The sequence below is a fragment of the Pontibacter sp. SGAir0037 genome, from assembly GCF_005491705.1.
Taxonomy (GTDB): Bacteria; Bacteroidota; Bacteroidia; order Cytophagales; family Hymenobacteraceae; genus Pontibacter.
In genome coordinates this window covers 186,949-212,383 of the sequence record NZ_CP028092.1, presented here as the reverse complement: position 1 = coordinate 212,383, position 25,435 = coordinate 186,949, and the positions used below count along the sequence as shown (strand labels likewise).

Annotated in this window: 22 protein-coding genes; 10 read left to right on the top strand and 12 right to left on the bottom strand. The window is 44.2% G+C overall.

Annotation, left to right across the window (positions count from 1 at the left end; genetic code table 11):
• Window positions 1-14: 14 nt before the first annotated feature.
• Window positions 15-2,990 (bottom strand): TonB-dependent receptor, encoded by a 2,976-nt coding sequence (locus tag C1N53_RS00865; RefSeq protein WP_137757539.1) that lies wholly within the window; start codon window positions 2,988-2,990, stop codon window positions 15-17.
• 603 nt (window positions 2,991-3,593) lie between these two features.
• Here C1N53_RS00865 and C1N53_RS00860 point away from each other — a divergent pair.
• The 4 genes from C1N53_RS00860 (at window position 3,594) to C1N53_RS00845 (ending at window position 6,017) form a co-directional block, all read left to right on the top strand.
• Window positions 3,594-3,989, top strand: coding sequence for a BlaI/MecI/CopY family transcriptional regulator (locus C1N53_RS00860; protein WP_137757538.1), 396 nt, complete (start codon window positions 3,594-3,596; stop codon window positions 3,987-3,989).
• Entirely contained in the window at window positions 3,973-5,421 is a 1,449-nt protein-coding gene (locus C1N53_RS00855) for a M56 family metallopeptidase (protein ID WP_137757537.1), read from the top strand. Before C1N53_RS00860 ends, C1N53_RS00855 begins: the two co-directional genes overlap by 17 nt.
• Window positions 5,422-5,533: 112 nt before the next feature.
• The gene (locus C1N53_RS00850; RefSeq protein ID WP_137757536.1) at window positions 5,534-5,848 is read left to right on the top strand and encodes a hypothetical protein; all 315 of its coding nucleotides are present in this window, start codon (window positions 5,534-5,536) and stop codon (window positions 5,846-5,848) included.
• Window positions 5,826-6,017 carry an energy transducer TonB gene (locus C1N53_RS00845; RefSeq protein ID WP_137757535.1) on the top strand — a complete coding sequence of 64 codons (192 nt, stop codon included), beginning with the start codon at window positions 5,826-5,828 and terminating at the stop codon, window positions 6,015-6,017. The genes C1N53_RS00850 and C1N53_RS00845 overlap by 23 nt, the downstream gene beginning before the upstream one ends.
• Window positions 6,018-6,091: 74 nt before the next feature.
• Here the strand turns inward: C1N53_RS00845 and surE are convergent, their stop codons facing one another.
• Window positions 6,092-6,868, bottom strand: coding sequence for a 5'/3'-nucleotidase SurE (gene surE, locus C1N53_RS00840; RefSeq protein ID WP_137757534.1), 777 nt, complete (start codon window positions 6,866-6,868; stop codon window positions 6,092-6,094).
• Between the two features lie 127 nt (window positions 6,869-6,995).
• Here surE and C1N53_RS00835 point away from each other — a divergent pair, with 127 nt between their 5' ends.
• The 3 genes from C1N53_RS00835 to C1N53_RS00825 all read left to right on the top strand — a co-directional run bounded on the left by C1N53_RS00835 (window position 6,996) and on the right by C1N53_RS00825 (window position 9,958).
• Window positions 6,996-7,613: a mechanosensitive ion channel protein MscS gene (locus tag C1N53_RS00835; protein WP_137757533.1), complete on the top strand. Its 618-nt coding sequence runs from the start codon at window positions 6,996-6,998 to the stop codon at window positions 7,611-7,613.
• A 62-nt stretch (window positions 7,614-7,675) separates the two neighbouring features.
• Window positions 7,676-8,116 (top strand): DoxX family protein, encoded by a 441-nt coding sequence (locus C1N53_RS00830; RefSeq protein ID WP_137757532.1) that lies wholly within the window; start codon window positions 7,676-7,678, stop codon window positions 8,114-8,116.
• Window positions 8,117-8,206: 90 nt separating this feature from the next.
• On the top strand, window positions 8,207-9,958 hold the full coding sequence (locus tag C1N53_RS00825; RefSeq protein ID WP_137757531.1) for a M14 family zinc carboxypeptidase: 1,752 nt from the start codon (window positions 8,207-8,209) through the stop codon (window positions 9,956-9,958).
• A gap of 59 nt (window positions 9,959-10,017) precedes the next feature.
• Here C1N53_RS00825 and C1N53_RS00820 read toward each other — a convergent pair whose 3' ends face one another.
• Together C1N53_RS00820 and C1N53_RS00815 are read right to left on the bottom strand one after the other, a co-directional pair.
• Window positions 10,018-10,494 (bottom strand): Dps family protein, encoded by a 477-nt coding sequence (locus C1N53_RS00820; protein WP_137757530.1) that lies wholly within the window; start codon window positions 10,492-10,494, stop codon window positions 10,018-10,020.
• 205 nt (window positions 10,495-10,699) lie between these two features.
• Window positions 10,700-11,488 (bottom strand): PhzF family phenazine biosynthesis protein, encoded by a 789-nt coding sequence (locus C1N53_RS00815; protein WP_137757529.1) that lies wholly within the window; start codon window positions 11,486-11,488, stop codon window positions 10,700-10,702.
• A gap of 205 nt (window positions 11,489-11,693) precedes the next feature.
• Here C1N53_RS00815 and C1N53_RS00810 point away from each other — a divergent pair, with 205 nt between their 5' ends.
• A complete protein-coding gene (locus C1N53_RS00810; protein WP_137757528.1) occupies window positions 11,694-12,329 on the top strand; it encodes an NAD(P)H-dependent oxidoreductase in 636 nt (211 codons plus the stop codon).
• Window positions 12,330-12,423: 94 nt separating this feature from the next.
• On the opposite strand, the gene C1N53_RS00805 is transcribed toward C1N53_RS00810, so the two are convergent.
• Entirely contained in the window at window positions 12,424-12,840 is a 417-nt protein-coding gene (locus C1N53_RS00805; protein ID WP_137757527.1) for a Dabb family protein, read from the bottom strand.
• A gap of 174 nt (window positions 12,841-13,014) precedes the next feature.
• Window positions 13,015-15,687, bottom strand: coding sequence for a glucosidase (locus tag C1N53_RS00800; protein WP_137757526.1), 2,673 nt, complete (start codon window positions 15,685-15,687; stop codon window positions 13,015-13,017).
• Between the two features lie 435 nt (window positions 15,688-16,122).
• Here C1N53_RS00800 and C1N53_RS00795 point away from each other — a divergent pair, with 435 nt between their 5' ends.
• Window positions 16,123-16,665 (top strand): cupin domain-containing protein, encoded by a 543-nt coding sequence (locus C1N53_RS00795; protein ID WP_137757525.1) that lies wholly within the window; start codon window positions 16,123-16,125, stop codon window positions 16,663-16,665.
• A gap of 108 nt (window positions 16,666-16,773) precedes the next feature.
• Here the strand turns inward: C1N53_RS00795 and C1N53_RS00790 are convergent, their stop codons facing one another.
• From C1N53_RS00790 to C1N53_RS00775, 4 genes are all read right to left on the bottom strand, one after another.
• The gene (locus C1N53_RS00790; RefSeq protein ID WP_137757524.1) at window positions 16,774-16,959 is read right to left on the bottom strand and encodes a hypothetical protein; all 186 of its coding nucleotides are present in this window, start codon (window positions 16,957-16,959) and stop codon (window positions 16,774-16,776) included.
• 73 nt (window positions 16,960-17,032) lie between these two features.
• Entirely contained in the window at window positions 17,033-18,478 is a 1,446-nt protein-coding gene (locus C1N53_RS00785; RefSeq protein ID WP_137757523.1) for a DASS family sodium-coupled anion symporter, read from the bottom strand.
• A gap of 41 nt (window positions 18,479-18,519) precedes the next feature.
• On the bottom strand, window positions 18,520-19,050 hold the full coding sequence (locus C1N53_RS00780; RefSeq protein WP_137757522.1) for a DinB family protein: 531 nt from the start codon (window positions 19,048-19,050) through the stop codon (window positions 18,520-18,522).
• A gap of 131 nt (window positions 19,051-19,181) precedes the next feature.
• Window positions 19,182-21,737 (bottom strand): M14 family metallopeptidase, encoded by a 2,556-nt coding sequence (locus C1N53_RS00775; protein ID WP_137757521.1) that lies wholly within the window; start codon window positions 21,735-21,737, stop codon window positions 19,182-19,184.
• 616 nt (window positions 21,738-22,353) lie between these two features.
• Here C1N53_RS00775 and C1N53_RS00770 point away from each other — a divergent pair.
• On the top strand, window positions 22,354-23,394 hold the full coding sequence (locus C1N53_RS00770) for an MAC/perforin domain-containing protein (RefSeq protein ID WP_168193928.1): 1,041 nt from the start codon (window positions 22,354-22,356) through the stop codon (window positions 23,392-23,394).
• 153 nt (window positions 23,395-23,547) lie between these two features.
• Here the strand turns inward: C1N53_RS00770 and C1N53_RS22440 are convergent, their stop codons facing one another.
• Window positions 23,548-23,712, bottom strand: a complete 165-nt coding sequence (locus C1N53_RS22440) for a hypothetical protein (RefSeq protein ID WP_168193927.1) — start codon at window positions 23,710-23,712, stop codon at window positions 23,548-23,550.
• A 23-nt stretch (window positions 23,713-23,735) separates the two neighbouring features.
• On the bottom strand, window positions 23,736-25,433 hold the full coding sequence (locus C1N53_RS00765; RefSeq protein ID WP_137757519.1) for an OmpA family protein: 1,698 nt from the start codon (window positions 25,431-25,433) through the stop codon (window positions 23,736-23,738).
• Window positions 25,434-25,435: the final 2 nt, after the last annotated feature.

Sequence of the window (25,435 nt, the reverse complement as noted above, 5' to 3'; positions counted from 1 at the left end):
TCTAAGTTATTAAATTATAATCCAACGTTCAGACCAAAAGTAATTGTGCGCAGAGCCGGATACTGTGCTCCGGTAAGCGTACCAGGATATCTTGAATCGTCACCTGTTGGAGAGGCAGTAGATATTTCCGGATCGAAGCCCTGGAATTTTGACCAGGTAAGCAGGTTCTGTCCTTGTGCAAATACAGAGACTCTTCTTAAGTGAATAGCATTTGTCAGGCTGCTTGGCAATGTGTATGAAAGATTCAGATTACGCAGCCTCAGGAAGTCGCCGTCTTCAACAAATCGGGTAGTACCGCCTCTCATTGCCTGAGTGGCTCTTGGTATGTCTGTTACCTGACCTGGAGTTCTCCACTCATTTAAAAGCGCAGCAGACAGGTTATCCCACAAGTAAGATGGGTCCTCTACATTCATGCGGTCATTGTTAAAGATCTTGTTACCTTGAACGAACGAGAACAAAGCACTAAGTTCTATTCCTTTAAAACGAAGCGTAGTACCGAAGCCCCCAAAAAATGGTACTTCTGTTGTACCGACAATAACGCGATCAGCAGCATTATACACTTCTGTAATTTCACCTTCCGCAGTTAAATACTGTGCATTACCGTTATCAGGATTAACACCTGCATAGCGTACCATGTACAGGCTATTCATGCTTTCGCCTTCGCGCTGAATATAATTACCAGAAATAACATCATTATCTCCTTCACCGATTAGCTCAGTAACTCTGTTTCTGTTGTAGGTCAGGTTAGCATTCAGGCTCCAGGTGAAATCAGGGGTGCTGATAACATCACCGTTCAGATAAAGCTCAACACCTTTGTTTTGCAGCTCGCCCACATTGTACAGAAGCGATCTGTAACCAGAGGTTCTCGAAAGCTGACGGTTCAGGAACAAATCCGTAGTACGGGAGTCGTAATACTCAAGCGTTGAGCGCAAACGGCCATTTAAGGTAGACAATTCAAAACCCGTATTAAAAGTAGTTCTTCTCTCCCATCTCAGGTCTGGGTTGCTTAGTTGGTTCTGTACTAAACCGCTAACGCCATTGTATACCGCTCTTGAATATAATTCCCTCGGCTGGAATGGGGCTATATCACCTTGATTACCAGAAGATCCATAGCTGATTTTAAGCTTCAGCTCATTAAAGATATCAGACAGATTCTGCATAAAAGCTTCATCAGACACGATCCAGCTGGCACCAACAGAACCAAAGTTTGCCCATCTGTTATTTGCTCCAAATCTGGAAGAACCATCACGGCGCCCGGTAACACTGACAAAATATCTTTCTTTAAAACCATAGTTTGCCGTTACAAAATAAGATAGTAAAGCCGATTCTTCGCCACCGCCGGCGACAGCAGGAATAAAGCCATTGGTAGCAGTACCAGGCGTAATACCAGATTCGTTTTCGAAGGCACCACCCAGGCCATACCCTGTAAAGCCCAAGTTCCTGTACTTGCTGGTTACAACTTCATTGAACAATGAAACACTTAAAGTATGATCAGAGCCAAATTCTGTAGCATAAGTTGCAGAAGTAGTACCTGTTACACGGAACCGCCTGTTATAAGACCTGGTAAGGCTTCCTCTTCCACCTGTTGAGGAAGCACCGGATGGTGTAGTTGGATCGATGTAGTTTGTGTTTTCATTAGAGGTATAATCCCCTCCCCAATTTGTTCTAACAGAAAGTCCGGGTACAGCTTTAATGTCGTATTTGACATAAAAATTAGCTACTCCTTTTAATTGTTGCCTAAGGTTTGTGTTTTCCAGTAACTGCTGCAATGCATTCGGCTGGCCGGAAGTCATCTGTGTATAATTCCCATTCTCATCATAAGGTGTTTCGTATGGGTTCGTCCAGCGAATAGCATTCAGTGGAGTGGCAATACCTGTGTTTGCCTCACTTGTGTTAGTAAACTCCGAGTAACCAAAGGTTGAGTTTAAACCAAAAGTAAATGCACCTGTTTTGTTCTCGATATTTGCCCTGCCAGTATAACGCTCCAAGCCGGTAGTCTGTACTGTACCAGATTGATCGAATATAGAACCAGATAAGAAATAAGTCGTGTTTTCACTACCTCCTGAGGCGCTTAAGGTGTGGTTTTTTGTAACACCAGTCCGGAAGAAAACATCTTCCCAGTTTGTATTCACAGCTCTTAACCTGGCCAGATCATCATCATCCCATTCATAAGGATTGCCATTTGCCAGTTCATAATCTAGCTTCTGAGAACTGTTCATAAGTTTCAGCTTGTTTTCAGGCATAGTGGAAAAGCCATACTGTACGTTATAGTCCAGCTGTGTTTTACCAGCTCTACCTCTGCGTGTTGTTATAACAATAACACCGTTAGCACCTCTGGAACCATAAATAGAAGTAGACATGGCATCTTTCAGCACACTAAAAGATTCGAAGTCAGCAGGGTTTAAAGTAGCGAAATCAGCAGCTGTAATTTCAACACCATCCAGAATGTATAAAGGCTGATTTCCTCCAAATAAAGATCCTCTGCCACGTATGAGCACGTTGGCAGCTGCACCAGGCTGACCGGAGTTTGCCTGTATCAAGATACCGGGAGCTCTTCCTTGTAGAGCCTGATCAAAAGAACCTATAGGGTTTAAGGCTACTTCCTCACCGGATACAGATGCTACCGAGCCGGATATTTCCCTGCTATTCTGTGTCTGATAACCAGTAACTACAAGTTCAGCCAATTGTCTACTATCCGTAGAAAGAGTAACATTTACAGTGCTTCGAGCCCCAACTACAATCTCCTGTGTTGTCATTCCTATAAACCGGTACACCAACGTAGTATTATCAGAAGGCACTGCAATAGAATAACTGCCATCCGCACCAGTATTAGTACCTGTGCTAGTTCCTTTAACTGAAACAGACACACCTGGCAGTCCCTGCCCCGTATCCTGGTCTGTTACTCTACCTGAGACAGTTTTACTCTGCGCCACTACCTGCTGTAACAGGCAAAGCACCAGAGCAAAGCTTAAGAGTATGCTTTTTTTCATGATTAGTGAGTTAATTGTTAGATGTTAGATTTTGCTGGCATACACAAAGAAATCCGCCCCAGCATCCGGATTTCTCAGACTTATCAGGCATGAATTCAATCCTGTAAAATCTATGATTAATAAATAAATATATTTGAATAAAACAAAGATAAACAACACAAATAAGCTAACATCCGAAAATATAACTTTGGAATTAGCCTATAAAAATTGTATATACAAGTTTAAAGAATTACAATATTATGAAAAAGATACTTTTCAAACAAATTCATTAAACAGATAGGTTATTTAAATTATTCCTAATATTTATTCAAATAAATAGTTACACAAGTAGTATTTCGTGGATATCTTAAAAAAAGAACAATCTAATTTACTTTTGATTTTTTTCAATAAGGTTATTTATACATTACTTCAGCATACCTGCCTAATAAATTGGCTTTTTTATATATAACCATTAGATCATTGTATACTGCACATGGCATAAGCGCGATGCAATTTGCTATACCTCGTTCACTATCGATCATTTTTTTTAACAATAACTAAACTTTTAGTTTTTAAACTAAGTAGATAGTTATATATTTACTCAACAGAGAAAACATCTATTGTATGAAAGAGCTAACCCGAGCTGAGGAAGAAATCATGCAAATCCTTTGGAAACTGGGAAAGGGATTTGTAAAGGACATCATAGAACAGATGCCGGCACCGAAACCTGCCTACAACACGGTGTCTACGATTGTTCGGATCCTGGAAAAGAAAGGCTTTGTTGGCTATACTGCCTTTGGCAAAGCCCACGAGTATTACCCACTCGTGCCCCAGGACAAGTACAAAAGCTTTTTCCTGAAAACCTTTATGAGTGGCTACTTTGGAGGTTCCTTCGAAAGGCTTGTTTCATTCTTCGCCAAAGACAACAACCTGAATGTGCAGGAGCTGGATAAACTGATACGACATGTGAAAGACGACCTTAACGAAGAGGAGGACCAGACGGATGGTACAGATCGTTAACTACCTTATCAAATCGGGGCTTTGCATGCTGGCACTGTACCTGTTTTACTATGTCATGCTCCGGAGCCAGCCTGGTATAAGACTAAACAGGCTATACCTGCTTATAGCTCCTGCTATTGCTATGGTTCTACCCTTGTTGCAGTGGCCACCGCTACTCTCACACGATATATTTATTGCCGAAAGCTTACAGGCATTTCAGCTGCGGGAAGTTGAAATTACGGCTTACCAAAATGAGACTGCCACGGCGGCTATGAAATCTTATATAACCTTTCCGAGTGCGGTACTCTTTACTTATTGTATCGGAACAATTGTTCTGCTTGGCAAACTGGTGTCGCAGCTAATGCGCATCAGAAAACTGGTCATTCAAAGTACTGCTTTACCATCCGAAGCTCCTGATACCGTACTTCTGCAGACTGATAGCAGCCACCCTACTTTCACATTTCTGCACTACATTTTTGTAGGTGAGCAATCTTATTTAACAGCTCAGGAGAAAAAGCAGGTACTGGTACATGAAATGGCACATGCGAAGCTCCACCATACCTGGGATATTCTTTATTATGAAATACTTTCTGCACTCTTATGGTTTAACCCAATGGTATGGCTTCTGAAGAACGAGCTACGTGATGTGCACGAATATCAGGCCGATGCAGAGGTGCTGGCACAGCACCAACCTCAGCAATACAGTGCCTTACTGGCGAAAGAGGTACTTTATAAGACAGGTATACCTGTAGGAAGCTATTTTAAGGAACCGCAGGTATTCAAGCGTATGCAAATGTTGCAGCGATATGGCAAAAGAACGAACCTGCTCCGCCCTTTGGCTATGCTCCCATTGCTGCTGCTCTCACTGTTGTTCTCTTCACAGGGGGTATCTGCCGATATTGCTGCCGGTTTATCTGCATTACCTCAAGAAGCTGCTCCTGAGCAGGAAGTAAACATTGCGACTACCACAGAACCTGCCAAATTTGTTTCTGAAGATTCAAAAGTGAAGTTTGTTCCGCCTGCTATAGTTGAAGAGAAACGAAAGCCTGGCACCGGAAACAATATAACACCAAGTGCTAAGAACGTAGAAGCCTCATCACCTCAAGAGAAAGCAGATGAAACGCTTGATACCTCAAAAGTTTATGAGTATGTAGAACAAATGCCCTTTTTCCATGGTGGCGAAAAAGCAATGCTACAATTTTTGGGAGAAAACATTAAATATCCCAAAGCTGCCATAGAAGCTAAAACTGAGGGAATAGTAGTCCTATCCTTTGTTGTACAGAAGGACGGAATGCTCACCGATATTAACATTATAAGAGACTTGGGCAATGGCACGGCCGAAGAAGCTGTACGTGTAACCAAGTTAATGCAAGGCAAATGGCAAGCCGGCAGACAAAACGGTATAGCCTTACCCGTAAGGTATACCCTGCCGGTCCGATTTACCATAAAATAAAAAATCCTTTACTCCTACTACACCTGTTTTTAATTCAGCTCAAAAGCTGAGACAGGACTCGTATTGGCTATATTTTATTTATAACTTTAAATAGATAAATATGAAACTTGTATTGAAACACATAACTAAGTTTCTTGCTTTAGCCATGTTTGTTCCGCTGGCTTTCTCCTGCACAAAAGAAAATGAGAGCACCAGAATGACTTCTGAAGCAGATAAAAAGACAACTTTTAAAGCACCCTCCGACACAATGGATGTAATCACCCAAACACCTTCTACTTCAAAAGTTTATGAGTATGCGGAGCAAATGCCTCAATATAACGGAGGTGAAAAAGCCATGATCGATTTTCTTGCTTCTAATATCCAATATCCAAGCGCTGCAAGAGCAGCTAAAGTAGAAGGGATGGTTGTTTTTTTTTACTGTACATGAGGATGGTAGCCTAACGGATATTACCATTGTAAAAGACCTAGGCTATGGAACTGCCGAAGAAGCGGTTCGGGTAACCGAGTTGATGGCTAACATGTGGCAACCCGGCGGGCAAAACGGTATTACTGTCCCTGTAAGGTATACCTTACCTGTACGGTTCGCTTTAGATTAGAAGGTTTACCAGTTACCCCACCCATATCTTTTGTTTCTTCAGAAAAACAGGTGGGGTAACTTACAGTATCTTGATTATAAACTCCACTCGTTATTCAGCCGTGCAATGGCGTAGTGGGCTGTCAGGTCGAACTGACAAGGTACTACCGATACATAGTTATTCACCAGTGCCCATTCATCGGTATCTTCGCCTTTATCAAAATTTACAAAGCTGCCTGTCATCCAGAAATAGCGGCGGTTATTTGGGTCCAGGCGTTCATCGAATTCTTCCTGCCACTTGGCATGTGCCTGCCGGCATACTTTGACACCTTTTATCGGTTCTGTGCTTTTCTTAGGGAAGTTCACATTCAGGGCTGTGTTTTCAGGTATTTTATGCTCCAGAGCCTGCCGAATAATTTTCTCAACATATTCTCTGGTGTGTGAAAAATCTGCCTCGTGGCCATAGTCGCAGAGCGAGAAGCCAATAGCAGGCAGGCTCTCTATAGCTGCCTCAATGGCTGCCGACATAGTGCCGGAATACAAGACACTGATGCTGGAGTTAGAGCCATGGTTGATGCCACTTACAACCAAATCAGGCTTGCGGTCTTTCAGCACATGATGCTTTGCCAGCTTTACACAGTCAGCAGGTGTACCGGAACATTCGTAAGCCTCTATTCCCAGATCATCGAAAGCAATAGATTTATCTAAACGTAATGTGTTCCCAATGGTAATGGCATGTCCCATACCCGATTGAGGACTATCAGGGGCCACGACCACCACATCCCCTATCGTTTTTGCTATTTCCACCAGGGTGCGTATGCCTGGCGAAGTGATGCCATCATCGTTTGAGACTAAGATTAAAGGTTTGGACATTTTATATTATTTTAATTTTTTTTATAACCAATCAAGTTAAATAAGATTTCACACGAAGATACAACAACCTGTACCTCTAACTCAAAGTTTATATAAATAAAAATAACCGGGAGGAGGATCGTGACAGATGATGAAGGGCATTATTTACGCAGTTCTTTTAGGTGTAGGTATGGCAGCCTGCCTTGCAGATCAGAACAACAATGCTGACGAAACAACAGAAGCTGAAAGTACAACTACGCCTACTCTGCCAGCAGGTGACAGGGGTTTAACACCAGATGCCTCTTTTTTTATAATTGGAAAAGGGAAGGTAGGTCCTATCAGAATAGGAATGCCGGTTGCAGACCTGCGGCCACAACTTTCTTCTCAAATTACTTTCACAGATACAACGCTGCAACAAGAGGGGCAGCAATACACTGCTTTTGTACTTCGCCCGGAACAAGATGCCAATGGCCTGCTTGTAGAGCAGCAGTGCGATACCGACTGCCGCATCTGGCGCATCAACATTCAGAGCCAGGATTATAAAACGACAAAAGGCATCGGAGTTGGCTCAAAATTCAGTGAGGTGCAGGCAAATTATCCTATTAGTACAATAAGTCAGGCCGAAGGGAATTTAGTAGCTGTTTCGGAACAGGCAGGACTTTCCTTTGTATTAAACAAATCTCAGGTTGATTTAAACAGGAGTGGTGATTTAGCTCCAGCCGATATTCCGGCCAATACTTTGGTACAAAGGCTATTGGTATATTAAATTAACACTATTTATTGCCCGTCCTTTTGTAATCTTAAGCACAAATACTTATAATTGCTTTCATGAGTATATTACGCAACCTATACAGGCTCCGAAACATGGGGCTTCTCCTGCTTCGATTAGGTATTGGAGTTATGTTTGTACTACATGGCTGGCCAAAGCTGGAAGGCGGTCCGGAGCGTTGGGCTATGCTCGGAGAAAACATGCAATTGCTGGGAATTGGCTTTGCACCTGTATTCTGGGGATTTATGGCTGGCTTTGCTGAAACTGTTGGTGGCATTCTGCTTGCCCTCGGCTTATTCTTCCGGCCAACCTGCGCTTTACTGCTGATCACGATGATTGTAGCCACCACCAGGCATATAGTGGCCGGAGACGGATTCGGAGGTTACTCACATGCCCTGGAAGCTGCTATTCTGTTTTTCTCTTTCCTGTTTATTGGCCCGGGTAAATTCAGCTTAGACGAAAGCATTTTCCCTGCCCATAAAGACCGCAGCAAGTTCTAGTAAACCACTAATTTCTACTTTACCTGCGCTTAATTCCCCTCAGAAATTAGTAACATTACAGCTTCAAGAATTTTCCACAACATACTTATTATGCTGTTAACGCTACTACTTTCTCTTTTCCTTAGCTCAGGCACCCCCGGTAAACCCGATCTCAAGACTCCTTATGAGAAAGGCAACGGGAACCAGACTGCCACCTATGATGAAGCCATCGACTGGTACAAACGGTTTGATCAGGCCTACGAAGAAGTTAAAATGATGCCTTATGGCTATACCGACTCCGGCCGCCCGTTGCACCTGGTTATTGTTTCTACCGATAAGGATTTTGATCCTGCTTCCATCAAACAGAAAAACAAGCGGGTGCTGCTTATCCAGAACGGCATCCACCCGGGTGAACCAGAAGGGATAGACGCCACCATGATGCTTGCCCGTGATTACCTGCAGGATAGCAAGCGCCGCAAACTGCTGGACAAGGTAGTGCTGGCTATTATACCTGTTTATAATATTGGCGGAGCCCTGAACCGTAACAGCCATACCCGCACCAATCAAAACGGGCCGGAGAGCTACGGCTTTCGTGGCAACTCCCTTAACCTCGATCTGAACCGAGATTTTATTAAAACCGATTCCCGTAATGCCGAGCTTTTCCACCTGATCTTCCGCGATTGGGACCCGGATGTGTTTATGGACAACCATACTTCTAACGGGGCTGATTACCAGCATGTGATGACCCTGATTGCCACACAGCACAACAAACTGAACCCGCACCTGGCTAGTTACCTGCAGCAGAAAATGCTGCCTGACCTGTATAAAGGCATGAAGAAAGATAAGTTTCCGATGGCGCCTTACATGAACCATGCCGGCGATACTCCCGACAAAGGCATTATTGGTTTTATGGAAACTCCCCGTTACGCTACCGGCTATACTGCACTTTACAATACCATCGGCTTTGTACCTGAAACGCACATGCTTAAGCCCTTTGGCCAGCGGGTGCAATCTACTTATAAACTGATGGAGCACATGATTGCTGTTGTACACCGCGATGCGGATGAAATTGCCGCCGCACGCGCCAAGGCAAAGCAGGAAACCCTGCAGCAAACCAACTTTGCCTTAGACTGGAAACTGGATACAAGCAAGGTAGATAAAATTCCTTTTCTGGGTTATGCTGCCAAGTACAAACCAAGCGAAGTAAGCGGGCTGGAGCGCCTATACTACGACCGCAAAGCGCCCTACAGCAAAGACATTAACTACTATAATACCTTTACCCCTACCGTACAAGTACAAAAACCTGTCGCCTATATTATTCCTTATGCCTGGCGCGAAGTGATAGATCGCCTGAAAAGAGACAAGGTACAATTAAAGCAACTCCGCAACGACACCACCCTTACGGTAGACACGTACTATATCACCGACTACAAAACAGGCCAACGTCCGTACGAAGGCCATTACCTGCACTCCGATGTGCAGGTGGAGACACGCACCATGAAACGGCAGTTCTTGAAAGGCGACTATGTAGTGTACCTGAACCAGGAGGCAAACCGCTTTTTAGTAGAAACGCTGGAGCCACAGGCGGTAGATTCGTACTTTAACTGGAACTTCTTCGACAGCATACTGATGCAGAAAGAGTATTTCTCTTCCTATGTATTTGAAGACCTGGCGGCCGAGTATCTGAAACAAGACCCGAAGCTTCGCCAACGGTTAGAAGAAGAAAAAAGAAAAAACCCAAGTATGGCAACCAGTGCCAGAGCTCAGCTGGATTTTATTTACCGCAACACGCCTCACTACGAGTACACCCACAACATGTACCCTGTGGCCAGGCTGATGCAGGACATTAAACTTCCACTATAAAACAATCGGGGCTGCCTATCCAGGCAGCCCCGATTGTTCTATAGCTTATCGGCAGCACCTTAGCCTTTCAGATAAGCCGAGTACATCCACACCAGTTTTTCCTGCTCCCGGATATAATCGCTCATAAGGGCATTGGTACCTTCGTCGTTAGCATCTCCTGCCAGTTCAAGCAATTCGCGCTCACTTGATATTAATACGCTGAAGCTGTTCAAAACCTCCTGTACAGCTTGCCTGCCTTCAGATACGTTCGACACCTCTTTTATAGTAGAAGTTTCTAAATAAGATGTAAAGGTATGCAGGGGCGTGTGGCCGAGTGTCAGAATGCGTTCGGCAATTTCATCAATCTTGACAATGGCATCGTTATACAGCTCTTCAAATTTAGCATGCAGTTCGAAGAACTTTTCTCCTGCTATGTTCCAATGGAAACCGCGTGCATTTATGTAAAACAACTGATAATTGGCTAAAAGTACATTCAGTTTTTCTGCAAGTTGTGTTGCTTTTTCTGCGTCAATTCCAATCTGGTTTGTTGTTGCCATTTTTAAGTATCTTTTTTATAATAATTAATTCCCGCTTCTAAAGTAAACAGCTAACCCAAAACAAAAAATGATAAGAAGCATTTTTGGCTTGGAGCTGTTTTACCTCTTATACGTAAGCACAGAAACTGGTAGAAAAAAATAACTGTTTTATACTTCAGGATGGCTTTCCGGGCCAGTATACAGCTACAAACAATCTGCCTCTCCGCTATACCTCTATCTCGCCTTGCAGGTAAGCTACTGCCCTGCCAGTAATTCGTACTCTATCGCCTAAATACGCTACAGTCAGGTCGCCCTGTCGCCTGGATACTTGTTTGGCTGTTAAAACAGCTTTGCCAAGCCGTTCACTCCAGTAAGGTGTGAGTGTTGTGTGAGCCGAACCCGTTACAGGATCTTCGTCTACACCTACCTGCGGAGCAAAGAAGCGGGAAACAAAGTCTACTGTGTTGCCAGGCGAAGAGACAATAATACCACGTGCCGCTATGCCAGCCAGTTTACGCATATCGGGTACCATCTCTTCTATCTCTTTCTGCGAAGTATAGACCAGCAGATAATCTGTTTTGCCCTTGTACGTTTCTGTTGGCTTTACACCTACTGCAGCCACCAGTTCTTCGGGAGTAGGCACCATTTGCAGTGTATCGGCAGGAAAATCAAGTGTAAGCTCTTCGTTATCCAGGTCTACTGTTAACAAACCACTTCTAAGGGAATAAAAGTTAATTTTAGTGCCTGGATACTCGTAAAACTTAAAAAGCACATAAGCTGCAGCCAGTGTAGCATGGCCGCAAAGATCTACCTCTACTGTAGGCGTAAACCATCTAAGTTCAAAGTCGGCATCTTTCCTGACTACAAAGGCTGTTTCCGCCAGGTTATTTTCTGCGGCTATGTTCTGCATCAGTTCATCAGGCAGCCACTCATCGAGAACACATACGGCAGCGGGGTTGCCGCCAAATACCTGGCTGGTGAAGGCATCAATCTGGTATAGTTTTATTTTTGGCATCAGTCTTATAGGTTATTTAATATTAACGGTTCTTAATACGGTTTCATTTTTATGGTGAAGTGTAAAGCTACAGTTGCTGTTAGATAATGCCACTATGCAACTTTATTTTTCTTCATGTCCAGCTAATTAATCTGAACTTATTTTCGTTTTAAAACCTTATTCTATAAATTTGCATGTATATACATTAATCATATAGACAACAAACATGAAGACACTACTAAACCACCTCAACTGGCGATACGCAACAAAGCGCATGAATGGTGAGAAAGTGCCTCAGGATAAACTGGATTATATTTTAGAAGCTATCCGCCTTTCAGCTTCTTCTGTAGGTTTACAGCCATACACCGTACTGGTGATAGAAAACGAGGAAGTAAGAAAGGAAATACAGAAGGTTGCTTATAATCAGCCTCAAATAGTGGAAGGCTCGCACGTTATTGTTTTTGCCGCCTGGGAAAAAATTACGGAGGAACAGATAGATGCCTATATGCAGCATACGGCTGCTGTCAGAAACGTACCTCTCGAATCCCTGGAAGGTTTCAGAAACAGCATTCTCGGCTCTGTTAAGAGCAGAACAGATGAGCAAAACTTTGAGTGGGCGGCTCGCCAGACCTATATTGCTTTGGGCACAGGCCTTATAGCTGCTGCTGAGCAGGGAGTAGACGCCACTCCAATGGAAGGTTTTGATCCGAAAGGTTTAGACGAAGTACTGCAATTAAAGGAAAAAGGCCTTCGCAGTGTCAGCATGATGACCATTGGCTACCGCAACAAAGCAGAAGATTTTTTGGCTACTGCCAGAAAAGTAAGAAGAAGCAAAGAAGAGCTTTTCATTACAATCAAGTAATTATTCCTTTTTCATAGTGTTTTAGATTCGTTTCGATTATTTATAGCAAAGCCACCTTATCGGTGGCTTTGCTGCTTTTACGACACCTGCCCGTTTAAACATCTACCGAGTCGTATACAATTACCTTAGACCAGAGATGAGCATAGTTTTCAACAAACTTGAGGTGCACCGGGTGCTTCTGATAAATTTCCTCTTCTTCCAGGTTATCAAAAAACAAAAGCCACGAGACAGCATAGCCCCGCTCAATCACATCGCGGTTGGTCGTAGCCGGAACTCCTATTCTGGCCAGTTTAATTTCTTTCACCCCTTTTTTAAGATTGGTAAGGCCTTCAATCAGCTTTGCTTTATCTGCTGCAGATTCGGGGTTCTTTAGCCAGAAGTAGACGTGGTGGACAAAATTTCCTTTAGGTTTCTGGGTTGCAGCTTTCGCCACGGGTGCTAAACCTAGTAATCCGGCTACAGACAAAAGAGCAGAGTTACCTAAAAACAATCTCCTGGATAGCTTTTTCATAAAATATTTTGCTTTTGCGTTTCAGTTTTTTCTAAAAGAACAGCCCCTCTACCCTCACCTTTTCTGTACTTTAAAGAATAATATTACTGTATATCTATAAAAAGCACAAGGCCTTAAGCTTTTTAAAATAGATTACTTTAAAAAGCTTAAGGCCTTGCTTACAGTATGGGCCGCTTACAGCGTTACTTCTACTTGCTGTTGGTTGGCTTTAAATACACTCTTGTATTCGTCTTCATCCATTTCGAGCAGCAAATTAGCTACTAAGGCTGTCCATCCCGTCTGGTGAGAAGCCCCCAGGCCTTGCCCGGTGTCCCCGTTAAAGAACTCGTAAAACAGGTGATGCTCCGCAAAATGCTCATCATCTGCAAAAGCTGCATGATCTGAATGGTAACGATACTTTCCTGTTTCATCTTTTTCGAAGATACGGAGCAACCTGATAGTTAATTCGTTTGCAATTTGTTTCAGGTTCAGCTTATTGCCGGAGCCTGTCGGGAATTCGTACACGTAGCTTGGGCCATAGTAGCTATAGTACTTCCTGAGCGACTGAATAATTAAATAATTCAGAGGGAACCAGATCGGGCCCCTCCAGTTAGAGTTACCTCCAAACATATACGAAGAGCTTTCGCCAGGCTCATACTGAATGACATGCTTGCCATGATGATCAAACTCGAAAGGATGCTCCAGATGATACTTAGACAAAGAGCGAATACCAAAATCAGATAAAAACTCTGATTCGTCGAGCAGCCTTTTGAGCAGGTGCTCCAGTCGGTAACCCCGCATAATGGACAGCATAAAGTCTCCGTTGTCATTTTTCTTTTCGAAGCGAGAAATCAACGACGCCAGGTCAGGGCGTGTTCTCATGATATTGATGGCCCTTACCTTAAACTCATACGAATAATCAAAAATGGTTTTGCTGATCATCTCCACCGCAAACAAAGGTATAATACCTACCAGAGAGCGTATTTTCAGACGCTGGCTACCACCGTTTTCAAACTGCACAACATCATAAAAGAAATCGTCTTCGTCATCCCAGAGCGATATATTTCTATCCCCGATATGGTGCATAGCCCAGGCAATGTTTAGAAAATGGCGGAAAAACTTAGCGGCAGATTCTTCATAAGCAGGGTTTTCACCGGCCAGTTCCAGCGATATGCGCAACATATTCAGAGAAAACATAGCCATCCAACTGGTAGAATCGGCCTGCTGCATGTTTTTAATACCTGCCGGCATTTTGCTTCTGTCGAATACTCCAATGTTATCCAACCCCAGGAAGCCTCCTTCGAACAGATAGTTCCCGTTTTCGTCTTTCCGGTTCACCCACCAGGTAAAATTCATTAACAACTTCTGGAAAGCGCGCTCCAGGAAATCATAATCTGCCTTACCCGTTTTAATTTTATCTTTTTCATATACCTCCCACACGGCCCAGGCGTGTACCGGAGGGTTCACATCGCTGAAATTCCACTCGTAAGCCGGAATCTGGCCATTGGGGTGCATATAGTACTCTTTTAGCATGAGTTGCAATTGCTCTTTGGCAAACTCAGGATCAACATGCACAAAAGAAGTAGCATGAAACGCCAAGTCCCAGGCAGCATACCAAGGATACTCCCACTTGTCTGGCATGGAAATGATGTGGCGGTTTGTCAGGTGCTGCCAGTCTACGTTGCGTTTCTTTATACGATCGGCAGGTGTATGGCCGGGCTCTCCGTTCAGCCATTTGTATACATCCATATAATAGAACTGCTTTGTCCAGAGCAGTCCTCCGAAAGCTTTCCGGAGCAGCTTTTTATGCTCCTGGCTAAGCGTTTTAGGCGTTAGATCGCCATAGTAATCGTCCGTTTCCGATTGACGATGGGCAAAAATGGTATCAAAATCTGCCCAGGCATTCTTTAAAGGTTCTCTGCTCAGGCGCACCCGAAAGACATGAGAGCCACCGGCAGCAATTTCTTTTTTAAACCAGATAGCCGATTTTGTACCTACCTTCTCCGGGTTAACAGTAGGCTGCCCCATAAGCACATAGTCGTTGATCCCATCCTTCACATAAGGATAGTCGTTCTGTGTATGGTAGATGAACTGGTTATTTGTTTCGTTCTCACAAAACAACTGCTCCCCTGCTTCGTGGTATAAATAATACTCCCCGCTTCTGCTGGAAGAAGTTTTAATACAATTATCCGCTACCGAGGCGATCTGTGGCCTTTTACTGCTGAACCGTGGGTTGTGCTTCCAATAGTTGCGGAACCACAGGTGCGGCAGAACATGTATGGCAGCAGCTTCCGGCCCACGATTGTAAACAGTTATCTTCATTAAGATATCGTCTACATCTGCCTTGGCATACTCGATATAACAATCGAAATAACGCTTCTCTGTAAAAGCAGCCGTATCAAGTAACTCGTACTCAGGCATATCGCGCCCTCTCCTGTTCTTTTCGATTAATTCATTGTAAGGAAAAGCAGTCTGAGGATATTTGTAGAGGTATTTTGTATAAGAATGCGTTGGCGAAGAATCGAGGTGAAAGTATATTTCCTTCACATCTTCCCCGTGGTTTCCCTGCTCATTGGCTAAGCCAAAAAGTCTTTCTTTTAATATAGGATCTTTGCCGTTCCAGAAAGCAGGAGCCAGGCAAAGAATCTGGCGGTCGTCGCAGAATCCTGCTATACCTTCTTCTCCCCAACGGTATGCAATACTGCGGGCTTTGTCGTGGGTAATGCAATTCCAGGCATCTCCGTCAAAACTATAGTCTTCCCGCACGGTACCCCACTGCCTCTCTGTTAAATAAGGCCCCCATTTCTTAAAATTCTTCTTATCGTCAGGCTTCAAAGAATTATCCTGCTTTGCACCAAAATCAACCATCTGTGTTAACTTAAAATAAATTCAATTTCCACTGCGCTATACCAACCTGTTTATTGCCTCTAACTAGCAGAAACCGGAGCATTAATTTACAAAATCATAAGTAATCAGCGCAATATTTTTTCCTGTTTATACTTATTTTTCACAATTAGATATCAGGAGCGGAGCAACAACTTTACGTTTCACAACTCTAAAAAGGAAAAATACAAATTCATTTAACATTAGACTAGCCCTCCACAACATCGGAAAATTAATAATTTCCCATTTTGAACTCATAAGCATAAATCGTGCAAATATTTAATTGTATCGACTTTAATTGTTCAAACCAGACCTCCTGAAATACAGAAAATCCGTAGCTGAAAGCACAGGATTCTTTTAACGATCATTTTCCTTTTGAGGCAAATCATCCTAATGTAACATTATACCTCCGTCACTAATATGGAAAACAAACACATCATTCCTCTTTTTCTAAGATCTGGAAAACATATTCCCAATAACCCTGACCTTCCTTTGATGTTATACAAACAGGTTTTTACGGATCAGAAGAATCTGGAAAACAAATTTAAGGCAAGCTTTGCAGAGCATAACTGGCGGGGCACCTGGACGAATGGTGTCTTTGATTACCACCATTACCACAGTACTGCCCATGAAGTTCTTGGGGTGGCTGCAGGTTCGGCAACCATTCAATTTGGCGGACCTGAAGGGGAGAAGCTGGAGGTAAAAGCAGGAGACATGGTTATTTTGCCTGCAGGAACCGGGCATTGCCGTATAAAAGCTTCCCGGCATTTTACTGTTGTAGGTGCTTATCCGGCGGGGCAGGAAAAGTATGACATCTGCACAGAAGAAGATGATGCCGAAGCAAAGAAAAGGCAGATTGCACAGGTACCTTTACCTGCTACAGATCCTATAGAAGGAGCCAACGGCCCCCTATTGCAATACTGGCAGGCAAAAAACAGCCGTAGCTCCTTTATTTTGGGATAATCTGAAAAACCTACTAAACCCCTGAAACGTATAAAAACTACCTTTGGCTAAATTAGAAGAGCCTGAAAATTTAGGAATGTTTCTAAATTTTCAGGCTCTTTTTATAGGCTACTGCCCTTGTTGCCTGTCTTTCCGGAGCAGGTAAATGTAAAGTCCTCCCCATAGCAGGAAAACGATCATCAGCACAACGTCTATGTAAGTATAACTGCCCTGCAGTATCTGGTAAGCGTTTAGGCCTGCAAAAACAAAACAGGCAATGGTGAGAATAATTCTGAATCTTTTTTGGTTTTGCATAGGTGCTTCTACAAATATCGCCTCAAGATACTAAATTTACAGCGCTTTGGCCCGAACAGATTGCCGGATTAATTTAAGCTTCCAGGCTCATGTAAAGCAAAATCCAGAGCGTGATGAGTACTGCTCCAGCCACGTTCAGAAACAAGCCGAACCTGGCCATAAAGCCCACCGGCACTTGTTTGCTACCGTACACAATGGCATTCGGCGGTGTAGCAACAGGCAGCATAAAGGCAAAGCTACAAGCCAGCACCACCCCCAAAACAGGGTACAGCACAGGCAACTGCAACCTATCGAGTACTCCTACAATTATCGGTACAAAGGTAATGGCAATGGCGGTGTTAGAACTTACCTCTGTCAGCATCAGCACCCCGGCCACCAGTATAAATATCAGCAGAAGCTGCTGCTTCGGATCTACAAACGTAGTAATACGCTCTCCTATAGTATCTGCCAATCCCGAAGATACCACTAGCTGCCCTAGTGCCATTCCGCCACCGAAAAGCAGAATAGTATCCCAGTCGATGCGCAGAAGATCGCCTGCGACCAGGGTACCTTGTCCGTCATTTTCCTTGCCCGGCGGAATCAGGAACAGCAACAAGGCTGCCAGTAAAGCTACCGTGCTTTCGGCAAAATAGGTATTCATGAAACTGTAAGCCTCCTGCATCCCCAACAAATTCAGCACTCCCGGAGCCAGCCACAGCACCACAGCCAACACAAAAACACTTAGGGTTACCTGTTCTCCCCTCGAAATCCGGGGCTGCTGTACAGTTTGTTCCTGCACATAGGCTTGCACCACGGCGGCACTATAACTGCTTTTCTTCAGGAAGAATCTTACATAAAGCAGCAGCACACCATACATACTCAGGGCAATCGGGAAAGCCAGCAACAGCCACTGCAGAAAATCAATTACAACTCCTTCCGTAGCCAGGTAATTTACCCCGATCAGGTTGGGCGGAGAACCGACAATGGTGCTAATACCACCTATGGATGCACTATAGGCTATGCCTAACAAGAAGTATGGTGCCGGGCTCTGTGACACATCATCCTGGCTGATGAGTTTTACAACGCCTACGGTGAGCGGCAGCAGCATGGCCACCGTAACAGAGTTACTTACCCACATCGACAGCACAAAAGACACCATCGAAAAGCCTAAAAAAAGCCGGAACAGGCTTTTCTGGAAGAAAGACCGCGACAGGATAAACAATGCTACTCTTTTGTCCAGGCCATGGCGTGTCATGGAGCGGGCAAGCAAGAAGCTGCCGATAAAGAGCAGGATAATCGGGTGCCCCAGGTTCTGGAAAGCGGTGTTAATATCGGCTATTCCCAGAATGACGGCTGCCAGTACACCTAAGAAGGCAGTCATAGAAAGCGGAATAGTTTCTGTCATCCAGAAAACGAGGCAGAACATCATAATAGAGGCTACTTTTCGCGCCTGTGGTTCTAAGCCTGCTGCCAGCCACCACACCGCCAGTGCCAGCAGTGGGGCCAAAAGCAACCCTGTGTTCCGTCGGGAAAGCTTCATGTAATCGGGTGGGAATATATATAAATTATAAAAGGTAAGTTTTATACTGCCAGGTAACGCTGCTGCAGGATATTGAGGTGGTGCATTTCGTGGCCCAGGATAATGTAGCCGATTGCTCTGACAGTTACAGGATTTTTGTTGGCGATGCCTTCCTGTAGCAGCATCTCTTCGTCGAAGCTTTTAAACAATTCTATGGTTGCCTGCCGAACAGCAGCATACTCCGCCAGAATAGAAGAAACCGCCCTGTCTTTTGCTTTGGAGGGCACTACATAATTATCCTGATCGAACCCAGCCAGTTCGGTTTTATCCTGCCGGGCAAAGCGTAGGGCCCGGTAGGCGAAAATACGCTCAGTATCAATCATATGCACCAGCACCTCCTTTACCGACCATTTCTCAGGCTGGTAACGGAAGTTCAGCTGTTCTTCGCTTAGCCCCTGCACCATGCCGGCAATATATTCTTTGCTTGCTTCCAGGCCTGCTAACAATTCTCCTGCATTGGCCGCCGCCGCCACATATCCTTTATAAAAATCGGCATACTCCGTTGGAGCAGGAAAACTTTTTATCTCGTTCATAGTCTTAAATTTCAGTTTAAAAGGTGATCAGCTGCTAAAGCACCAATATAGGCAGATAAAGGTAGAACAGCCAACAGAAAATAAAAGAGGTCTTCGGGCATGTACCAGAAGACCTCTTTGGGATGTAAAACTTATTGACCTACCATAAAAACAGCGTTACCAAACAAAAGTTTGCCGCTGTGCCAGAAACCTCTGAACAAGGGATTATCCGCCATATAAACAATTTGCCCGCGGCCCATTTCCTGCGTTCCCAGAATAAGGGCATCCTGCAACTTGTTTTTCACTTTTGCTCCTACAAAGCCCGTGGTATAGTTATCCTTTTTAAGCACGCCTACATTCCAGCCATCCTCAAGGAAAGAGTAGGTACTGGAGCTTCGGATAAGTGCGAAATACGTATTGCCGTAGCCAAAAGCCAGCGGATGTGTATTATCTAAATTTACACGGAATACGCTGCCCTGCACATCTCCGGCTAAGGCGGCACGTTCGCGATCGCCATAGGCGCGCAGGTTGCTGTAAGGGTCCTTCTTAGCTTCGTCCTTCTCTTTGTCTTTGTCAGCTTCAGCCTCTTCTTTTAGCCTCAGGTTGAAATCTTTTTTGCCGGCGAAGAAGCCGGCTGCATTTTCCATCGCTATAAGTTTACCACCGGCCTGGATCCAGCTTTTTAGCTGCTCCAGCCCCTGCTCGCTGAAAACTCTGCCATAAGAACCAGTTGGCAGAATAAGTACATCAAACTCGTGTAAAGGCACCGAGTTAAAGTATGAAGTACCCAGCACCGTAACAGGATAGTTAATCTGCTGCTCAAAATAATGCCACACCTCCCCGAAACCATAAGGAGACACTCCTTCACCTGACATTACTGCTACTTTCGGCATCTTCAGGAAACGGACACTACCAGAACCGAAATCAGCACCGTTGGTTACAAAGCCTGTGGTAGTGGCCGCTAAACTTATACCGTTGCTTTGGGCTGTGGCACGCACAATTTTGTCGAAATCTTCCTGCAGGCTTTCATTGCCCGTGCGGGTTATAATTAAGGTACCAGCACCATACTGCTGCCCTTCCGTCTCAAATGCTTTTTCGGCTACCCTGATTTTCACCTTCTGCTGCATCAGTTGGGTTAAGAACTTCAGGTCCTGCAGGTTGTTCCAGCGGGCCAGGTAAGCATAGGGGCGTTCTACAGCAACGGCTGCAGATGGTGCAGCCGGTTTACCTGTACCCGGCTCAATTCTCGTTTTTAAAGCAGCAGCCTCTAGTCCGAAGGCATAAGGCAAAGCCCAGGAAGTAATGTCATACGTGAGCGAATCTTCAAGATTGGTTGAGGGCTCGAACAGCACTTTCACCAATGTCGATTTAGGCTGATACATACTGATCACCAGATCGTTCTGGCTTACTTTCACACTTTCTTCCTTGCCTGTGCTATAGTTAAATCCTCTGGAGGTTAAGTTCCTGTTTGCGTAGCCATAGCGGATCTGCTGACGGTCGAGGTAATCGGTTAATGCCTGCAGATTACCTGCATTGCCACCATTATTCTTCACCACAAAGGTTTTGTAGCTTCCGCCTGGATTCTTCGCATTGTTATCGTGGTATTTCTTAAACTCCTGCTTTAGCTGATCGGCTTTCTCAGAGGTAGCCTGCAGGGTGGCGAGGCTGGCTGCATGGTGGTGTGCAATACGGTCTTTTAAAGTAAGCGTATCGCCATCCAGCTTTTTATAAGCCAGACCTGCCCTGCCAGAACCACCCTGCTCATAGGTCATGCCGATGGCTCCGTTAAAAGTGGGCCAGGTATCGCCGTAGCTTGGGTAAAGCAGGTCGAAGTTTTCGCGAGTAAAGTATAGCCAGTTATTTTTATCGAAGTACTGGCGGTTATAATCGCCAATGGTGTTCTGGAACTGACGCTGCCAGGGTGTTATGCTTTCGTGAAAAGGTTTAGCAGCCGGTGAGAAATAGTATGGCGATTCGGCCCCCATTTCATGAAAATCGGCATGCACCTGAGGTAACCAGCTGTTATAAACCGCCAGGCGTTGCTTCGATTCGATCTGTGTTTGCCAGGCCCAGTCGCGGTTCAGGTCGAAGTAATAATGGTTGGGCCTGCCTCCCGGCCACGGCTCATAATGTTCCCAGGCAAAAGGGGAGGCATTCCCGTTTACACTCTGAGTTTGCTTATACCACTGCACATAACGTTCGCGGCCATCGGGGTTTACGCAAGGGTCTAGCAGCACCACACTATTCTGTAACCAGGCTTTTGTTTGAGTATTAGCCGGGTTTACAAGATCATACAGCACCTGCAGCACCGCCTCCGAACTCACCGATTCGTTGCCGTGCACATTGTAGCTAAGCCATACAATAGCAGGCTGGTTTCCCTGCATCTGCCCGTTCAGCACCCCTGCCTGGCGCAGGTTGTTTTCCCTAACCTGTTCAAGTCGTTGCAGGTTCTCTTCATTGGCAACATAAGCGAGCAATAAAGGCCGCCCTTCGTAGGTTTTGCCATATTCCTGCACCTTGATCCGGTTTGGTGCTTGTGCAGCCAGGTAGTTTACATAATCTACTATGCGGGCGTGGGTTGTAAATTGCGTTCCGAGCTGGTAGCCCAAAAACTGCTCTGGCGTCTGAAGTGCCTGCTGGGCGAAAGCTGCCTGCATGCTAAGCAACACCAAAGCAAAAGCGAAGAAGCGCTTTAGGTTAAATATCATTTCGGTATTTGTAGTGGTTAATTTGTATAGGTAAAATGAAGTACAATCTGCGGAAAAAAGCCGACATAGCCAAATGAGCGGGGTTATCTTCGCCAGTGCTATAACTAAAGTCATTGACCACCACTAAAGAAGCTAGACTGAGGTGTGATGTATATTTTATACTTAGCTGTAGATTTGGTGCTCTGTCTTCGAGCTTTCTTATCAGCAACTTTCTAGTAAAGTAAGTATTGCGACTATAGGTTATTTAAGTGGAGCATGCAAGTAGAGAAACCTAGAATCAGGTATCGTCCTTAGGTGTGTTAGATGGGCTACTCCTACTGCTGAATAGACTTCTTCAATTATACGGTTATGCTAAATTTACATAAAGCTTGTTCAAAATATTAACAAAAATTAAAATAGCATATATTTAATTTACTTTTAAATTGCACAGGGACAATTGCTAGAGAGAAAAGCAATATATTACTGGTGAATTCTATTCCAATGTCAATTTAGAATGATTGGACTCCTACCCTCAGCTATATTAATGTCCTGATTACCTGGAGTAGTTCTCCTCCTAGCTGGGTGTTTGCTTTGATTGTAAGTAAAATTGTTAATTTTTTAAATTATGTATTACCGTATGAAATTAAGGCTTATCGTATTTTTTATATTTGGAATATTTACCTCTTGTGATAATGAAAATATTGAACAAGATGTACAACCGGTTACTTTCCGTACCGACAATATCATTACGGTTACGAATCTTAATCCTAAAACACCTAAATCACCCTCAGCGAGAAGCCCCTACAATTTACTCGGATACGGCTATGATGTTACAGGCCAATTTGGAGATTCAAGTGCCGCAAGGCATCAGGTAATTGATGTTGTTAAGTTCAAAGAAATCGAACCAACTAGTGTTGTAATCGGCCGAACCAACACTAGTTGGTTTAGGTCATTTGAATCAGAAAACTGTGAGGCTTTTTCTAAACTCATGTCAACAAGAACAGCAGCAACAGAGGGGTCAAAACTATTTAAAGGTGCTATAACTTCCTTTTTCCCTGATCAGGATGCATTTTCAGCTAAATATATATACTCAACCTACATTTTCACAACACATCGGAAGATTGTCAAAATGGCCACTGCTCCACAGTTTTATCATAAGTATTTCACTGAGGCTTTCAGATCGGATATCCAAAGCAAATCTCCTCAAGATATAGTGGCTAAATACGGTACACATATACTTACGGACATCCTTTTAGGATCGAAGCTTGTTGTAATGTATCAGGCCGAAACAGATAACTCAGATAGAAAAAAGGCAGCGCGATTAGGCTTAACTGCGGCTATGAACAATGTGTTTAATTTATTCACGGGAGATATAGATAACAAAGATGCGACATCTGCAACTGGCAATTTTTCGCAAAAGATAAGCTTTAAATCCTATGGCGGAGATCTACGCCAAATATCCCAAAGTACTTATTCAGGGAAAAATCATCCTACAGTTAACATTTCAGGCTGGTCCCAAAGTTTGACAACTGCTGATGAAGAATTGGTAGATTTCAATTCTTCTTCTAGAGATGCTTTACTGCCTTTGTATGAAGTTATCGAAGATCCAATAAAGAAAGAAGAAGTAAAAAATTATATTCAAGCTTATTTAGAAGGCGAACAGGTTAAAATTCAATAAAAAAAGGCTTTAATCTCGAAGACTAATGTAACAATCATTGCTGAAAAGCAAACCTTTAAGACATAACTTGAAGATTAATTTTATCTTTGAAGTATATAGGGCTAATTCTAATATAGTCTTAATTAACCTATGCTGTTGCCAATAACAGCTTTATTAGCAACAGCATAGGTTATTAGCCCTTAGTTTCCAATCGACAGGGTTTACGCTGGCAGCATGCACCCGCACCAGTAGCTGTTTGCTTTTTACCGATGGCTTAGGCTGATCGCCAAATTGAAGCACCTCTGCTCCACCATTTTGTTCATAAAATATTGCCTTCATTGCTTTCTGTCTGCCTATGGTACTTACTCTGCAATTCGTATCTCTACTCTTCTATCCAAAGGATTCAATTTTACGGTAGATTTTGTATCTCCTACGTAATCTGTCTGGATGCGATTACTCGGAACTCCCTGCATTTTCAGGAAATTGGTTAATGCTTCCACTCTCTTTTTGCTCAGGGCCATATTATATGCTGCATTTCCGGACTGATCGGCATAGCCTGTCAGCCTTACCACTACATCCGGGTTTGCCCTTAACACATCGAGTGCCTTGTTCAGCTCGTTTAAACTACCGGCAGGAATATGATGCGAATTAATCGGGAAAAACACAGCAGTCGTATAACCGGCAGCAGGTTCCCGAACAGAGGCTGCCTTGCTGTTCTTTAATTCGGCCAGTTCTCTTTCATATTGCTGGAGCAACAGCAGCATACTGTCCTGAACAGCTGTTTGCTGTTGCAGATAAAGTACCATATCCCTGTCAGGTGTTGTTCTTGTATCAGCAGCTGTATCTGAATTGTGGCTTTTCTCGAGCGAATCTATACTTATCAGAAGTTGTCGGTTCTGCTCATGTATAGCTGCAAGCCTTTCTCTTTGCTTTCTCGCCTGCGCTGCATTTATGCTGTTTGGCTCTACCACAACCACTGGCCTTTCTGCAGGCAACTCCTTGTATACTTGCATCTGCCGCTCATTTTCAGGAACCCGAACAGCTTCGTTTCCGACAGGTACCGGCTGCCGCTGCCTGGCCGCAGCAGGTTGCCGTATCATAACCGAATCTGTTGTAGTACCGGAAGCTGCCTTAACTGCACGGCGGGCAGGCCGCTGCTGCCGAACAGGTACAGCATAAACTGTATCCGAATCAGTTGCAGTAGTGCTATCTATGTTCACGTTTATACTTTGCTGCAGAACAGTATCTTTGGGTTGGGCTATCTGTTTTTCTTTTTCAGCCAGCTGTGGCAGGTTTGCAGAATCTGCTGTATTTTTCAGTTCCACCTGTTTCGGTGCCAGCCGGAGCACAGCTTCCAGCACGTTCTGCTGAGGCTGCTCATAATTACCTACCGATTGCAACAAGGCTACATTATCAGCATAAAATTGTGGAGCATTGAAAGTAGATTTTCTGAACCCAAAACTATAGCCAATGGTAAGGCCTGTATGAAAAAAGGAGCTATTGTAATCGTTCTGCACCCGCGCTACTTCCTCCAGGTGTTCACTTTGCAGGTAAACCACTTCAGCCTGTAAAGCCAGCTGCCATCTCTCCGATAGCCGCAGCTTTAAACCTGCTCCAAAAGGGATTGCCGGAGTGTGAACTGTTGCAGCTGTTATGTCTCCGTCGGCAACTGCCAACCTGCTTAACCCATACCCTGCAAACAAATAAGGTGAAAGCCATGCGGAAGAGTTGAATAACCAGCCATTATCGGTATAAAAGTAGCCCCGCACCGAAGCCATCTGCACAGCAGTTGAGAACAACTCGTCTTGTGGTTCGAATCCTCTTACATGGCCAAAGGAAGAACCCAGCGATACTCCAAAGCTGTTGCCGAGGTGGCGCGAGATTTCGAGGCGGTAAAGCAGGTTATCACTTATTTCTAAATAATTACCGGAACTGTTATCCGGATTAAAATAATTAGCTGCACCGGTATAGCCACTGAACTGCCACTTATAGACATCATGCTGCGCCACTGCCCACTGCCATATAAGCAACAACACGCTTGTTAAAGCAAACTTTCTCATGG